Below are 14,233 nucleotides of genomic sequence, written 5' to 3' on the forward strand. Positions count from 1 at the left end.
CTGTTGATGGTTCTTCGCGTTGACTACCATTTCATGGACAGATGCACCGTAATCTGCTTGTCTTCCACGATGACATCGCTGGCTTCGATGAACGATACCAGCCGCTGCGGATAGAAGCCGAGATCGAATTCCTCTTCCAATTGCGAACGGGTCGTATCCGGCAGCTCCAGACCATTGAACATCAGACGGTCGACATGGAACAGCAACCTATTTTCCGGCTCGCTCTCCAGCGTGTAATGACCTTGAACGAAGACGCTCAGTCCGGCGCTCTCTCCTTCGGCAGAGATCGAACCTTCCTGGAAACGGAAGGAGAACTGCTCGAAAATTGGATCCTGCTCGCGCAGAAAGTCATTCAGTTCTTCTTCTTGGATCATAATGGTATACTTAGTACCATCGATTTGCAGATTGCCGCTCTTCTTCACAAATTCCGGCAGCTTCTGCATTGCATCGGCCAGGGCGCGGAAATGGCGGCGCACTTCATACATGCCGATGTTCTGCCAATAGGAGGTGAACTCCTGGATAAGCCGGCTCATCGCTTCCGGATCGCTGCTGTTCGCCAGATTGCTATCGAGCTCCCGCTGCAGGGCATTCACTCTGTCGCGCTGCCGGATAAGCTGTTCCTTGACTTGCGTCAATTCCCGTTCCGTGCGTGCCAACGTATCGCGGAGCCGGTTCAGATTTTTCAACTGCTCGGAATACGTCTCCAATATTTCTTGATCGGTCTTGAATAGGAATTGATAGTAATCGAACAGCAGCCAGATGGCGCGTTCATCGCGGGCGGAGAGCAGAGCCTGAAGCAGCATGTCGCGCTCTCCCATATAATAGGCGCGGAGCACGCGGCCCGCTTGCTCCCGCTTCTGATCGAAGGCAGCCGCCTGCTTGCGCAGGGCGTCTTCCGTCTGGCGGCGTTCCCCGGCCGCGGCCGACTCCTTCGCGGCGATACGCTCGATCTCTTTGTTAAGCTCGGTAACCGACAAGCTCTGCTGGAGCAGCCTGCGCTCCGCTTCGGTCGGTTCCTTGCTCCAGCCTGTATGAACCGTCGGTTCCGCACGAGTGGCACCGGGCACTGCAATGGAGAAGAGAAGTATGAATGCGAGTCCCAACAGCGCATAGCGCGCACGCTGTGCCAGTGACATCGGGTTCCCCCCTTACAAACGGTATGCACAACTCATCGTATGTCTCGTCCAGACGGGTTATGACCTCTTTCCCGGCTCCGGATGCAGGGCAGCGGGAAGGAAGGACTGACACACGGCCGGTCTGCCGCTGTGTGACTCCGCAACGGGCCGCCAGCAGGGCCGGCAGGGTGGCAGTCCCGGACGAGCATGGTTTTACTTCCACACGAATAGAAAGGATGGTTGCCATGTCTCATTATCCTTCTAATTCCATTCTCATTCAACATTTAATTCATCGCATCCGCCATTCCGCCAAGGCAGCGATTCCCTTCTCGGCCTTCATGGAGAGCTGCCTGTACCATCCGGAAGGCGGCTATTACATGTCGGATCGCCCCAAGATCGGCAAGGAGGGCGATTTCTATACGAGCTCGAACGTGGGCAGCGCCATGGGGGAGATGATCGCGGTCTATATTCAGCGCCAGGCTGCAGAGAGAGGCTGGGCGCCGGACACGTTCACGATCGTCGAGTGGGGAGCCGGCAACGGCCGCCTTGCCGGACACATCAACGAGCGCATGCGCCAGGATCGCTGCAGCGGCTACCGGTACGCCATCGTGGAAGCGAGCCCTTATCATGCACAGCTGGCCGAGGAGCGGCTGGGCGGAGAAGACTGTCCCGTCTCCTGGTGGAAGGAGGCCGATTATCGGCGTGAGGCGGGCGTGAGCCGGCTCTTCGTCCTCGCCAACGAGCTGCTGGATGCGTTCCCCGTCGAACGCATCCGCGCAACCAACGGGGATATCGAGCAATGCTTCGTCGCCTGGGAAGAGGCGGAACAGAGCTTCCGTCCTGTCTGGCTTCCGGCTGACCCGGAAGTGCTCCGTTGGCTGAAGCGCTATCGGATTGAGCTGCCGGAAGGCCGCATCTGCGACGCCGGCATCGCCATGAGCAGCTGGCTCGGCACGATGCTGCGGCATGCATCCGCCGCGGAGTTCATCTTCATCGATTATGGCGATGTAACGGAGGAATTGACGGCGGAGCATCGCGTCGACGGGACGCTGATGTGCTATCACCGCCATCGCGCCCATGATAACCCGTGGATACATATCGGCGAGCAGGATATGACGGCCATGGTCGATTTCAGCGTCTGCCAGCAGGCCGCCCTTGAAGCCGGGGCGCTGATCCGCCATTATATGACGCAAAAAGCTTTCCTGCTGGAGCAAGGTCTGCTCCAGGAACTGGTCGATCATGCGCAGCCCGATCCGTTCAGTCCGGAAGCGCGCCGCAACCGGGCGATCCGGCAGCTGCTCCTGAGCGATCAGTTGAGCGAGCGGTTCCGTGTGCTGCTGCTGGCGCGGGACGCTTCCGCGTAGCCGCCTGCGCGGGCGGATGGCAGCGGAGCAGCCTGAACATAAAGAACGGCCGAAGCCCGAAGGCTTCGGCCGTATCTGTTATGTGCTGCTCATCAGCATATCCTGCATCGTCACCTCGGCGTATCCGCCTTAGAACGGCTTGCCCATTACGAATACGGTCCAATAAGAGAAGCCGGTGAAGCATACAAGCATGTACCCCCAGAACAGAAGTATATATGTACGCTCGGACAATTTCAGATATCCCAACAACACAAAAAAGGCAGTCTGCATGAAGAAGAGCAGAGCCATCTCGATCATGTCTCCAGCAAACGCCATTAGACCGATGACTAATGTCCAGAAGCCGAGTACGCGATACATTCGTGCCACGATTCATCCTCCTCTCGTTACGATCGGTCCCACTTTTCTAATGATATTATAGCGTTCGTTGTTGGTAATGTAAACGATTAACCGTGACGAAAAACCAAATAATTTGTTCAGATCTTCATAAATGTGATATAAAGCATGGACACGAGCACGTATGTTTCCTAGGAAAAATGGATATACATTTTAGTATCCGATAGATTCTATGAAATCTAGCATGGGCATAGAGATGGAATAAGCGGTTATTTCAAGCGGCAGTATACTCCGCTCCAATAATCGGATGGCGAACGCGGCGTAGCTGCTTGCGACCGATATGAATGATGGAAGTCGTTAGGAGGTTATTTCATGACAGCAATCAGGCAAGATGCATGGACTGCAGATGATGATTTGATTTTAGCGGAAGTTACACTTCGGCATATCCGGGAAGGAAGTACCCAGTTGGCCGCTTTTGAGGAAGTGGGAGACAAGATCGGGCGGACGTCCGCAGCGTGCGGATTCCGTTGGAACAGCTGCGTCCGCAAAAAGTACGAGGCAGCGATCCAGCTAGCGAAGGCGCAGCGGCAGAAGCGGAATTACTTGAAAAAGCAGCCATTGGGCGCTCAGGTCGCTTCTCTTGCGCTGCAAGAGGGAGAAGACACGGATTTGAAAGGCGAGATGCTGACGGAAGAATCGTTGTCAATGGACATGGTTATCCGCTATTTACGCCAGATGCGCAACAACGTGCAGGAAATGACCCGCCAAATCAAGCATATGGAAAAAGAACTGCATGAAAAGGAAGAATACTGTGTTCGTCTGCAGCGGGAAAATGAGGAGCTCTCCAAGCAAGTCAATGTGGTAGAGACCGACTATCGTACGGTGAACGATGATTATAAAGCGCTCATTCAAATTATGGACCGTGCCCGCCGATTGGCTATCTTGAGCGAGGAAGACGATGATGTGAAGACGCGGTTCCGTATGGATGCCAACGGCAATCTGGAGCGAATCGAATAGGCGCCGGCTTCCGTCCCCGGCACATGCAGGACGGCGCAAGGAAAGCACCTGGCGAGAGAATTCTCTCACTTGGCGCTTTTTTTGTGTTTTTGCTGATTCTTTGATATAACAAGGACACTGATAGTGCGTGTTCAATCATTCATATATAACGAGAACGACCCGATAGAAATTCGGAAGAAGGAGAGAGACGAACATGATTGTCGATATTATCGGAGGAGGCGCGCTCGGCCTTCTGTTCGCGGGGCGGCTGCTGTCCGGCGGGCAGTCCGGGGTCCGGCTATGGACGAGAACGGAGGAGCAGGCGGAGAAGATTCGTACCGAAGGCTTCGAGGTGGTGGAGCTGTCAGGCCAGCGCTCCCATTATGAAGGAGTAGAAGCGTTCCCGCTTCCGTCGGCGCCGGCCCGGATGAGCCGCCATGGCTTGGAAGCCGGGATGGTATGGCTGTTCGTCAAGCAGACGCATATCGGACCTGAGCTGCTCACCGTGCTGGGGAAGATGCCGCGGCAGCCCGGCGCAACCCTGGTCTGCTTCCAGAACGGGGTCGGTCACGCCGAAGCGTTGGCGGAGGTATGGCCTGCCCCGTCGCTCGCGGTCGCTGTTACGACGGAGGCCGCGGCCAGAGAGGGAGCGAACCGGATTCGTCATACCGGTTCCGGAGCAACCTGGATCGGTCCGGCGGCCGCAGAGGAAGACGCGGGGTCTCACGCTTTGAATTTTTCATGTATTTGTGCGAAGAACTTGTTGGAAAAGGCAGGAATTGAGGCGTTTGTGTCGAACAACATCGAAGACATGGTCTATCAAAAGCTGCTCGTCAACGCCGTCATCAATCCGTTGACCGCGCTGCTGCGCGTGAAGAACGGCGAACTGCTCGACGAGCCGGAACGGATAGAGCTGATGCGGGATTTGTTGGCTGAAGCGGCCGGGGTCTATCATGCCGCCGGCATCCCCGTGAATGAAGAGGAAGCATGGAAGCGGATTATGGATGTGTGCCGCCTTACGGCCGGCAACACCTCTTCCATGCTGCAGGATATATTGGCTGGCCGTCCGACGGAATGCGAGGCCATTACGGGCGCGATTATCCGGCTCGGCGCGCGCTATGGGGCCGGCACCCCGCTGCATCAGACAATATACCGCCTGATCCGGGCTGGCGAGCCAAGACACCGCTAGCATCTACTTCTTCGGTCCAAAGGAGTGAGACACACCGCCCATGCATACCATTTTCGTATTTTTATCGGCATTGCCGTTTTTTCCGTTCATTATCGTGTGGGTTGCCGGTTCCTACTGGGTCAGGCCCAAGAAAAAAGCGTTCATGCTGGCCATGGACGTGACGACATTCTTCCTTATCGCTTCGGTTGGGGGCCTCTATAATATGATTACAGGCTCCTCCGCCGGATTCTACTGGATCTGTCTTATGCTGCTCCTTGCCATCGGCTTGCTTGGCGGCCTCCAGCACCGCAAATACGGTAAAATTCACGTTCAGCGGCTGGCGAGGACGATCTGGAGATTGGCCTTCTTCATTCTCAGCATCCTTTATATTATTCTGCTGCTCATCGGCATTATCGCATATGTTGCGAGTGTATAGCCGCCGCGGGAAGCGCGTGCGCCAACAGCGCCTCTTTGACGTACCCAAGCCGCATTGTGTACAATCGAGACGATAGACAGAGGAGGCGGCTTACATGACTTGGCCTATATTGAACATACCTATACAGCAATCATTGGCAACACGATACATAGAACGTGACGATGCGGTTATCGAATCGCTATATGAATATCATCCGGATCGCGATTGGGAGACGCGCGTCCGCTGGGTGGATGAAGCGGCGCATCTGCGGGCGGATCGCATGCGGCTCGTCTCCGTCCTGCGCCGATATAATAAGGCTAGGAACGATCATCCGGCCGTAACGGCATCGTTGGATCGGCTGGAGCGGGACGACGCCCTCGTCGTCGTCGGCGGACAGCAGGGCGGCTTATTTACCGGCCCGCTGCTTGTCGTCTATAAGGCGGTATCGATTATCCGCATGGCCCAGGAGGCGGAGGCGAGACTGGGCCGCCCGGTTATTCCGATCTTCTGGCTCGCGGGAGAGGATCATGACTTCGATGAAGTGAATCATGCGTATTTCCTCACGCCGGAACCTTCTGTCGCCCGGGTCCGGGTGGAGAAGAAGGAGGGAACGCGCGCGCCGGTCACCGGCATTCGACTGGATGAGGAGCAATGGGAAGCGGTATTGAATGAGGTGGACGCCTTGCTTCCGGCTACGGAGTTCAAGCCGGCGCTGATGGAGCGGGTGCGGGAGGCTTCCGCCGGCGCCGCCTCGCTTACCGATGCATGCGCCGTGCTGCTCGGAGGCATGTTCGGCGCATATGGCCTCGTGTTCCTTGATTCGGCCGATCCGGAGCTGCGCCAGGTCGAAGGGCCGATGTTCCGCAGCCTCATCGCTCAGAACGACCGGCTGAGACAGGCCTACGGCGACAGCGAGCGCGAGTTGGCTTCGCGCGGCTTCCCCACTCAGGCGGACCGTGCCGAGAACGGAGCGAATCTGTTCCTGATTCACGAGGGAGAGCGGCATCTGCTGTTCAAGGAAGATGAGTGCTTTACCGACAGGCACCGGACCCTGGTCCGAAGCGCGGATGAATTGATGACCGCCGCGGAATCGGCGCCCCATCTGCTGAGCAACAACGTGCTGACCCGCCCGTTGATGCAGGAATATTTGTTCCCGGTGCTGGCTACCGTGCTCGGTCCCGGCGAGATTGCGTACTGGGCGCAGACGAAGGAAGCTTTCCGCGCGCTCGGCATGCGGATGCCGCTGCTCTGGCCGCGCATGGGCTTCACCTGTCTGGAAGGAACCGTGAACAAGCTGCTTGGGAAATATGAATTGACGGCCGAAGAGATCATCGGGCATTATGAGGAGAGGAAGGAAGCGTGGCTGACGGCTCAGGATGAATTGGGGCTCGATGAACGGTTCGCTTCGCTCCGCGATGATGTCGATGCCCGCTACGAAGAGCTGCTTGCCCGGCTGAACGAAGCGCTCCCCGCGCTCGGCCGCTTGGGGGATACGAACCGGGCGAAGGTGCTGGAGCAGATCGACTTCCTGCATCACCGGGCGAAGGATGCGCTCCAGAAGCAGCATGAATCGGGTCTTCGCCAGTGGGAGCGGATGAGGCTGACGCTTCATCCGCAGGATCGGCCGCAGGAGCGGGTCTACAATATGCTGATGTACGCCTGCCGCTACGGGGAAGGCTGGTTCAAGCCAATGATGGAAGCTCCCGTGCTGTGGAACGGGGAGAACCGCTTGGTTGTGCTGTAACAAGGGTTGCTCCGGGTCATCAGACGCGCATCTGCAGAATACGATAGCTATAACAGGAAGGGAAGGGTGTAGAGGATGAGTCAGACAAAAGCAGCGGATCATAGCATCATCCGCGATATTGCATTGGCCCCAGAAGGGCATTTGAAGATCGATTGGGTGCAAGCCCATATGCCGGTGCTGAACCGGATTCGCAAGCAATTCGAAGCGGAGCAGCCGTTCAAGGGCTTGAAGGTAGCGATCTCGCTCCACCTGGAAGCGAAGACGGCTTACCTGGCCAAGGTCGTGCAGGCCGGCGGCGCGGATGTGACGATTACCGGCAGCAACCCGTTGTCGACGCAAGACGATGTCTGCGCCGCGCTGGTTGAAGACGGGATTACGGTCTATGCGAAGTACAATCCGGAACCGGAAGAGTACAAGCAGCTGCTCCTTCGCACGCTGGAGACGAAGCCGGACTTGATTATCGACGACGGCGGCGATTTGATCTCGATTCTGCACTCGGAGCGCCCGGATTTGCGCGGGCAGGTGCGCGGCGGCGCCGAGGAGACGACGACAGGAATACTGCGCTTGAAGGCGATGGAGAAGGATGGCACGCTCCAATTCCCGATGGTCGCCGTCAATGACGCCTTCTGCAAATACTTGTTCGACAACCGGTACGGCACAGGCCAATCGGTGTGGGACGGCATCAACCGCACAACGAATCTCGTCGTAGCCGGCAAGACGGTCGTCGTCATCGGTTATGGCTGGTGCGGCAAGGGCGTGGCGATGCGGGCGAAAGGCCTTGGCGCGAACGTCATCGTGACAGAGATCGACGCCATTAAGGCCGTCGAAGCGTATATGGACGGATTTACCGTGCTGCCGATGAGCGAAGCGGCTCGCGCAGGCGATATTTTCGTGACGGTTACGGGGAACCGCGATGTCATTCGCGGTGAGCATTACGACGTCATGAAGGATGGCGCGATTTTGTCCAACGCCGGCCATTTCGATGTGGAAGTGAACAAGCCGGAGCTGGAAGCGCGCGCGCAGAACGTGCGCACGGTACGTAAAAATATTGAAGAATACAAGCTGAAGGACGGACGCAGCATTTATCTGTTGGCGGAAGGCCGCCTTGTCAACCTGGCAGCGGGGGACGGGCATCCGGCAGAGATTATGGATATGACGTTTGCCCTGCAGGCATTGTCGTTGAAATATGTGAACGAGCACTACGAGCGCATCGGCAGCAAGGTTGTCAATGTGCCGTACGAACTGGATGAGCAGGTCGCCCGCTTCAAGCTGGAGTCGCTCGGCATTTCGATCGACACGCTGTCGGCTGAACAGCAATCCTATTTGTCCAGCTGGCAAGAACATTAATAGCCGCGTTTACCGGCCGCCCGCTTCTTTGCTTCATTGAAGGCACAGAAGGCGGGCGGTCTTTTTTGCATATCGCTGAATGGATTCCCATCAACGCCTCCTGCAACATTCGATTTCCATATTCCGTTAAGTAAGGTACAGATTGCGGTTGCATCCAGAATTGTTCGGAAGACGACATGCACAATCAAAGGGGGAGTATGGGGTATGTCAGAGAACAGGCTTAGGAAGGGGAAGAACAAAGAAAAGGCGCGCGAGAGCCGAATGAGGCAGCTTGCCCGCTTCGGAGCGCTTCTGCTCGGTATGCTCATGCTCGCGCTCGCGGCCGGCTGCGGAGCAGTCTCGTCCGATCAAGCCTCCGAGGCTGGAGCGGTCATGAACCAATCGGAAGCGGCCATGGATAAGTCGGAGAGCTTGTCGCCTGCCGGAGCCGGGTTCGCCAAGCAGGATAAAGCGAGCCTCGTTCCCGCCGATCGGAAGCTGATCTATGAGGCGGATATCCGCATGGAGGTCAAAAGTTATGAAGCTGCCAAGCAGCGGCTGCAGCAATTGGTGGAACGCTCGAATGGATATGTGCTGCAGTTCTCCGATCAGGAGTCGGAGAGCGAGCGTGGGGGATCCTTCGTTATAAAGGTGCCTGCGGCAGGGTTCACCGCCTTTCTTGATGAGCTGGGAACATGGGAAGCGCTCGATTATCACCGCGAATACTCGGCCAATGACGTGACGGAGGAGTACGTTGATCTGGAAGCGAGGCTGACTGCGCGGCGCGCCATGGAAGCCCGGCTGCTGGCGTTCATGGAGAAGGCGACGAGTGCGGACGATCTGGTCCAGTTCTCCAGCGAGCTCGGGTCCGTGCAGTCGGACATTGAGCAGATTGTCGGGCGCAAGCGGTATCTGGATAACCATGTGGCCATGTCGACCGTCAATATGAGACTGTATCAGCCGGTTAACGCCCCTGTGGTGCAGGGCTTGAAACATGCATTCGGTACCCGGATGGCGAATACGCTCGTTCAAAGTTGGGAGACGCTGGTCCAGTTCGTTCAAGTCCTTATTTTATTTTTGACGGCGCTGCTTCCATTTGCCTGCGCTGCCGCCATCGTCGGTGTTCCGATCTGGCTGCTTGTGAAGCGGAGAAGAGGCCGGAGGCGGCATCCGCAATCGCGCTTCCCCGGACATCCGGGCGAGGTTAAGCAACAACGGCACGCGGGACACGCGGGAGCGGGTGAAGAGCCGGCCGAGGGAGCAGATGGCAGGCCAGAAGCGGGCGAAGGTCCCGCTGCGGAAGCCATGGTGCCGGCATCGGCTGTCGTTCCGGCGGAAGCGGAGGAAAAGGGACGAGCGGCTGGAGCAAGAAGTACTGAACCCGATAGCCAGGACAAAAAGTAATAAGAAATAAAAATCCTGCTCACAAGCAGGATTTTTTATATTTACGGCGAAGTATTCTTTTGGTGTGGGGGAAAGTGGGGCATCGTGGTGGATTTAGGGGGAGGAGTGGTGGCAGGTGTTCATGGGTGAATATCAACATAGCATCGATGACAAAGGCCGCCTGATCATTCCCGCCAAGCTGCGTGACTCCTTGGGCTCTACCTTCATACTAACGCGTGGCCTGGATCAATGTCTGTTCGTCTACCCGATGGAAGAATGGGGCCTGCTCGAACAGAAATTGAAGGCACTGCCCTTGATGAAGGCGGACGCGCGGGCATTTACCCGCTTTTTCTTCTCCGGCGCTACCGAATGCGAGTGGGACAAGCAGGGCCGGATCAACATTCCCGCCCATCTGCGGCAGCATGCCAAGCTGGACAAGGAATGCATGATTATCGGCGTGCAGAGCCGGGTGGAGATTTGGAGCAAGGACGCTTGGGAACACTATGTACAGCAGTCCGCGTCCACCTTTGAAGAAATGGCTGAGACTTTGGTTGACTTTGATTTTTAAGAGAATGTTCAAAAAGAATTCTGCTGATGATTACGAAGCGATTCAGGAAGCAACTCGGCATCGAATCTTGCACTCACTCTTGAAAGTCGTATGCTTCAGCAAGTATGTTTCCTGTAGAAAACCGGCTTTTTTGAACCTCCATTTCTAGGGGTAGCGAACCGTGACAAGAGGACAGACAACATAGACGGGAACAGGAAGAACTAGGAGGAATAACATGTGTTTCACCATATAACTGTGTTGAAAGAGGAGGCTGTGAACGGGCTGAATGTGCGCCCTGACGGCATCTATGTTGATTGCACCCTGGGAGGGGCAGGACACAGCTCCGCCATTGCATCCATGCTGTCCGCGGACGGCCGGCTTATCGCGCTCGATCAGGACGATTGGGCTTTGGAGAATGCTGCGAATGTGCTGGCTCCCTGCCTTGATCGGGTGACGATGATCAAGACGAATTTCCGTCATATCGAAGACGCGCTGCGACAGGCGGAAGCGCCGCTTGTGGATAGCGTTCCTCAGGTGGACGGCATCCTGTTCGACCTCGGGGTATCGTCGCCGCAGCTTGATGAAGGTGAGCGGGGCTTCAGCTATCAGCATGACGCGCCGCTGGACATGCGTATGGATCGGGGCACTTCGCTGACGGCTCGCGAGATTGTGAATGAGTGGCCAGAAGAGGAGATTGCCCGGATCCTGTTCGAATATGGGGAGGAGAAATTTTCACGCCGCATCGCCCGCCGCATCGCGGAAGCGAGAGCGGATCATCCGATCGAGACGACCGGAGAGCTGGCCGATCTGGTGAAGGCCGGGATTCCGGCGGCAACCCGAAGGACCGGAGGCCATCCGGCCAAGCGCAGCTTCCAGGCGCTCCGCATCGCCGTCAACGACGAGTTGGGCGCGTTCGAGCAGGCGCTCCATCAAGCAATCCGTTGCTTGAAGCCGGGCGGAAGGGTCGCTGTCATTACCTTCCATTCCTTGGAGGATCGGATATGCAAGCAGACATTCAACCAATATATGAATCGCTGCACCTGTCCGCCGGATCTGCCGATGTGCGCCTGCGGCAAGCAGGATATATTGACGTTGCCGAAGCGCAAGCCGATTGTGCCGAGCGCGGAAGAGTTGGAGCGCAATCCGCGTTCTCGATCCGCGAGATTACGGGTTGCCGAGAAATTGTAATGAGGGGGAGAGCAGAAGATGGCTTATACTCGCGGTAATTTGGCCGTCCGGCCAGAGAGACAGCAGCAGCCGAGGCCCAAGGTTCGCCAGACAACTAAGACCGTCGTCCGCAAGAACACATTGCCGACGAGGGAGAAGCTGTTGTATCTGCTGACCATTCTATTGTGCACGGCCGTTGCGCTCGTTCTTATCGGGCGATATGCCCAGATCTATGACACGAACCGCCAGATCCAGAATTTGAAGCGGGAGACAGTATCGCTCCAGGATCAGACCTCCGTGTTGAGAGTGGAGGTCGAGAAGCTGTCGGACTGGAAGAGGGTTGAAGAGATCGCGCGGAAGAACGGGCTTGTCTTTCCCGAGACGCCGCTAGAGATTCAAGTATACAAACAAGCCATAGGCAAGGATTGAACGAGGGATGAAGATGGTCAAACGAATCAAGTTGCGCACGTTGACAATAGGGGGCTTATTCACCCTCTTTTTTATTGTCATCGTGACCCGTCTGTTTTGGTATCAAGTGTGGAATCAAGATTTCTGGATGGAGCTGGCCAAAAACTCGTGGTCTACGCAGAAGACGCTCTCTCCGGCGCGCGGAACGATCTATGATCAGAACGGGGAAGTGCTCGTCATGAATGCCCCTGCGTATACGGTCGCTGTCAATCCGAGTCTGATTCAGGAACTGAAAACGCTCGATAAATTGGTCGAGCAGGATATTGATGTGGAGCGGCTTATCGTCCAGGAGCTGCACAAGGTGCTGGGCAAGCCGGAGAACGAGCTCTATGACATTGTCCGCAAAAAAAGTACGGAGACCGGAAAGTATTTGATTCATCGTGAGGTGCGGAACGAGGGCTGGAAGATCGAAGAGGAGACCGCGCAGAAGCTGCGCGACTTCACGGACTCGCTCAAAGAAAAGACGAAACAACAGGATATCGGCCTGTACCTGATGCCGGAGGTCAAGCGGTTCTACGCCAAAAACAACCTGGCTGCCCACGTCCTCGGTTATACCGACAAAACCGGAAAACCGGTCGGCGGCATCGAGGAATTGTATGATGAGCAATTGGCCGGTATAGTCGGGTCTATCCAGTATGAGAAGGATCGAATGGGCAACAAGCTCCCGAAGGCGTCAGAGATTTACACACCCGCTCAGGACGGGGACAATATGTATTTGACGATCGATCGCACGATCCAGCAATATATCGAGGAAGAGATCCGGAAAGTGTATAATGAATACTCCCCGCATACGATTACGGTTATCGCCGCGGATCCGAAGACCGGCGACATTTTGGGCCTGGCGAACATGCCGACGTTCAATCCGAATTCGTATTGGGATTTCGACAATGAGCGCGCCTTCTTCAACCCGGCGGTGCAGGGCGGTTATGAGCCGGGGTCGACATTTAAGATCGTGACGCTCGCGGCGGCCGTTCAGGAAGGGCTGTTCGATCCAGAGGCCTATTTCCAATCGGGGAAAATTTATGCGGGCGGCCTTCCTATTCATGACGTCAATACGACGTGGGGCACGATCACGTATCTGGAAGGTTTGAAGCGTTCCAGTAACGTCGCCTTCGTCAAGCTCGGCTTCGAGATGCTGAAGGAGGAGCGGTTCAAGTCCTATATCGACAAATTCGGCTTCGGGCAAAAGACGGGCATCGAGATTCCGTGGGAATACGAGGGCTTCGTTCAGTTCACTTATCCCGCGGACGTCGCGGCGGCTTCGTACGGCCACGGCCAGATCAAAGTTACGCCGATTCAACAGCTCATGGCCGCATCGGCCGTGGCAAACGGCGGCAAGCTGATGAAGCCGCATATCGTGAAGAAGATCGAGGACCCGGTGACCGGCGAAGTGACCGAGCGGGAGCCGGAAGTGGTACGGCAAGTGATCGATCCAAATATTGCCAAGCAGGTCAGCGAATATTTGGAGCAGGTTGTCGCCGATCAGGAGATCGGGACCGGCCGGAACGCGTATATCGAAGGCTACCGGGTCGCAGGCAAGACGGGAACCGCACTCAAGCCGATTAATGGGGAGTACGACTCCACGCGCGCGGTCGTGTCCTTCCTCGGGTTTGCCCCGGTGGAGGATCCCCGCATCGCAGTCATCGTCGTCGTCGACGATCCGCAGAAATATTGGGAGGGCGGCGGCTTCGTCTCGCCGATTATTTTCAAAAACATCGTCTCCAAATCGCTGCGCTATATGGGCGTGCCGACATCCCATGAGATGAAGCCGGGTGAACCGGGCAAATCCGAAGGCCCGATCCGGCTGGTCAAGGCGCCGAATATTCAAGGGCTGAAGCCGCATGAAGCGAAGAAGCGGCTGGCGGAGCAGGGCATCGTCTTCCAGACGGTCGGCGCAGGCAAGGAAGTGAAGCGCCAATTCCCGGCGCCGGGCGAATATTTGGGCTCCGGCCAGCGGATCTATCTGCTGACCGATGAGCCGGAAAATCTGAAAATGCCGGATATGAAAGGCAAATCGCTGCGCGATGTCATGGAAATTGCCTCGCTGCTGGGCATCGAGGTGCGGATCGAGGGAGAAGGCTACGTGACCGAGCAGAAAGCCTCGACAGACAACGGCAAGCGCATCGTCGACATAAAATTGGAGCCAAGAAGGCCATAGCTTGTTCTATCCCCTGGTTGTCCCGAATAGGTTGGTTATGAACCCAAGT

At 56.5% G+C, this 14,233-nt stretch carries 13 protein-coding genes; 11 read left to right on the top strand and 2 right to left on the bottom strand.

The genetic code is table 11. The features are described 5' to 3' along the window. Positions 1-23: 23 nt before the first annotated feature. Entirely contained in the window at positions 24-1,136 is a 1,113-nt protein-coding gene (locus FLT43_RS26045; RefSeq protein WP_087442141.1) for a hypothetical protein, read from the bottom strand. A gap of 224 nt (positions 1,137-1,360) precedes the next feature. On the opposite strand from FLT43_RS26045, the gene FLT43_RS26050 reads away from it, so the two are divergent. Next, positions 1,361-2,479, top strand: coding sequence for a class I SAM-dependent methyltransferase (locus FLT43_RS26050; RefSeq protein WP_087442142.1), 1,119 nt, complete (start codon positions 1,361-1,363; stop codon positions 2,477-2,479). A 129-nt stretch (positions 2,480-2,608) separates the two neighbouring features. Here FLT43_RS26050 and FLT43_RS26055 read toward each other — a convergent pair whose 3' ends face one another. After that, the gene (locus FLT43_RS26055) at positions 2,609-2,845 is read right to left on the bottom strand and encodes a DUF2626 domain-containing protein (protein ID WP_040730274.1); all 237 of its coding nucleotides are present in this window, start codon (positions 2,843-2,845) and stop codon (positions 2,609-2,611) included. Positions 2,846-3,184: 339 nt separating this feature from the next. Between FLT43_RS26055 and FLT43_RS26060 the strand changes: the two genes are divergently transcribed. The 10 genes from FLT43_RS26060 (at position 3,185) to FLT43_RS26105 (ending at position 14,184) form a co-directional block, all read left to right on the top strand. Then, a complete protein-coding gene (locus tag FLT43_RS26060; protein WP_087442143.1) occupies positions 3,185-3,829 on the top strand; it encodes an RsfA family transcriptional regulator in 645 nt (214 codons plus the stop codon). 193 nt (positions 3,830-4,022) lie between these two features. Then, positions 4,023-4,997: a ketopantoate reductase family protein gene (locus tag FLT43_RS26065; RefSeq protein ID WP_087442144.1), complete on the top strand. Its 975-nt coding sequence runs from the start codon at positions 4,023-4,025 to the stop codon at positions 4,995-4,997. A 40-nt stretch (positions 4,998-5,037) separates the two neighbouring features. Next, positions 5,038-5,412, top strand: coding sequence for a DUF3397 domain-containing protein (locus tag FLT43_RS26070; RefSeq protein WP_087442145.1), 375 nt, complete (start codon positions 5,038-5,040; stop codon positions 5,410-5,412). A gap of 94 nt (positions 5,413-5,506) precedes the next feature. Beyond that, positions 5,507-7,135, top strand: a complete 1,629-nt coding sequence (bshC, locus tag FLT43_RS26075; RefSeq protein ID WP_087442146.1) for a bacillithiol biosynthesis cysteine-adding enzyme BshC — start codon at positions 5,507-5,509, stop codon at positions 7,133-7,135. A gap of 75 nt (positions 7,136-7,210) precedes the next feature. After that, the gene (locus FLT43_RS26080) at positions 7,211-8,482 is read left to right on the top strand and encodes an adenosylhomocysteinase (protein WP_087442147.1); all 1,272 of its coding nucleotides are present in this window, start codon (positions 7,211-7,213) and stop codon (positions 8,480-8,482) included. A 204-nt stretch (positions 8,483-8,686) separates the two neighbouring features. Then, the gene (locus tag FLT43_RS26085; protein WP_087442148.1) at positions 8,687-9,865 is read left to right on the top strand and encodes a DUF4349 domain-containing protein; all 1,179 of its coding nucleotides are present in this window, start codon (positions 8,687-8,689) and stop codon (positions 9,863-9,865) included. 115 nt (positions 9,866-9,980) lie between these two features. Continuing rightward, positions 9,981-10,412: a division/cell wall cluster transcriptional repressor MraZ gene (gene mraZ / locus FLT43_RS26090; protein ID WP_087442149.1), complete on the top strand. Its 432-nt coding sequence runs from the start codon at positions 9,981-9,983 to the stop codon at positions 10,410-10,412. Positions 10,413-10,628: 216 nt separating this feature from the next. Continuing rightward, positions 10,629-11,579 (top strand): 16S rRNA (cytosine(1402)-N(4))-methyltransferase RsmH, encoded by a 951-nt coding sequence (rsmH, locus tag FLT43_RS26095; protein WP_087442150.1) that lies wholly within the window; start codon positions 10,629-10,631, stop codon positions 11,577-11,579. Between the two features lie 18 nt (positions 11,580-11,597). Continuing rightward, the gene (ftsL, locus tag FLT43_RS26100) at positions 11,598-11,987 is read left to right on the top strand and encodes a cell division protein FtsL (RefSeq protein ID WP_087442151.1); all 390 of its coding nucleotides are present in this window, start codon (positions 11,598-11,600) and stop codon (positions 11,985-11,987) included. A 7-nt stretch (positions 11,988-11,994) separates the two neighbouring features. Then, positions 11,995-14,184 (top strand): penicillin-binding protein, encoded by a 2,190-nt coding sequence (locus FLT43_RS26105; RefSeq protein WP_244194155.1) that lies wholly within the window; start codon positions 11,995-11,997, stop codon positions 14,182-14,184. The last annotated feature ends 49 nt before the right edge of the window (positions 14,185-14,233 follow it).

The organism is Paenibacillus thiaminolyticus (genome assembly GCF_007066085.1).
Classification (GTDB): Bacteria; Bacillota; Bacilli; order Paenibacillales; family Paenibacillaceae; genus Paenibacillus_B; species Paenibacillus_B thiaminolyticus.

What these genes read in the sequence shown, in the direction of transcription:
- FLT43_RS26105 (WP_244194155.1), top strand. Translation starts at nt 11,995, where the DNA reads ATGAAGATGGTCAAACGAATCAAGTTGCGCACGTTGACAATAGGGGGC.
- FLT43_RS26050 (WP_087442142.1), top strand. Translation starts at nt 1,361, where the DNA reads ATGTCTCATTATCCTTCTAATTCCATTCTCATTCAACATTTAATTCAT.
- bshC (WP_087442146.1), top strand. Translation starts at nt 5,507, where the DNA reads ATGACTTGGCCTATATTGAACATACCTATACAGCAATCATTGGCAACA.
- FLT43_RS26085 (WP_087442148.1), top strand. Translation starts at nt 8,687, where the DNA reads ATGTCAGAGAACAGGCTTAGGAAGGGGAAGAACAAAGAAAAGGCGCGC.
- ftsL (WP_087442151.1), top strand. Translation starts at nt 11,598, where the DNA reads ATGGCTTATACTCGCGGTAATTTGGCCGTCCGGCCAGAGAGACAGCAG.
- FLT43_RS26045 (WP_087442141.1), bottom strand. Translation starts at nt 1,136, where the DNA reads ATGTCACTGGCACAGCGTGCGCGCTATGCGCTGTTGGGACTCGCATTC.
- FLT43_RS26065 (WP_087442144.1), top strand. Translation starts at nt 4,023, where the DNA reads ATGATTGTCGATATTATCGGAGGAGGCGCGCTCGGCCTTCTGTTCGCG.
- FLT43_RS26060 (WP_087442143.1), top strand. Translation starts at nt 3,185, where the DNA reads ATGACAGCAATCAGGCAAGATGCATGGACTGCAGATGATGATTTGATT.
- FLT43_RS26080 (WP_087442147.1), top strand. Translation starts at nt 7,211, where the DNA reads ATGAGTCAGACAAAAGCAGCGGATCATAGCATCATCCGCGATATTGCA.
- FLT43_RS26070 (WP_087442145.1), top strand. Translation starts at nt 5,038, where the DNA reads ATGCATACCATTTTCGTATTTTTATCGGCATTGCCGTTTTTTCCGTTC.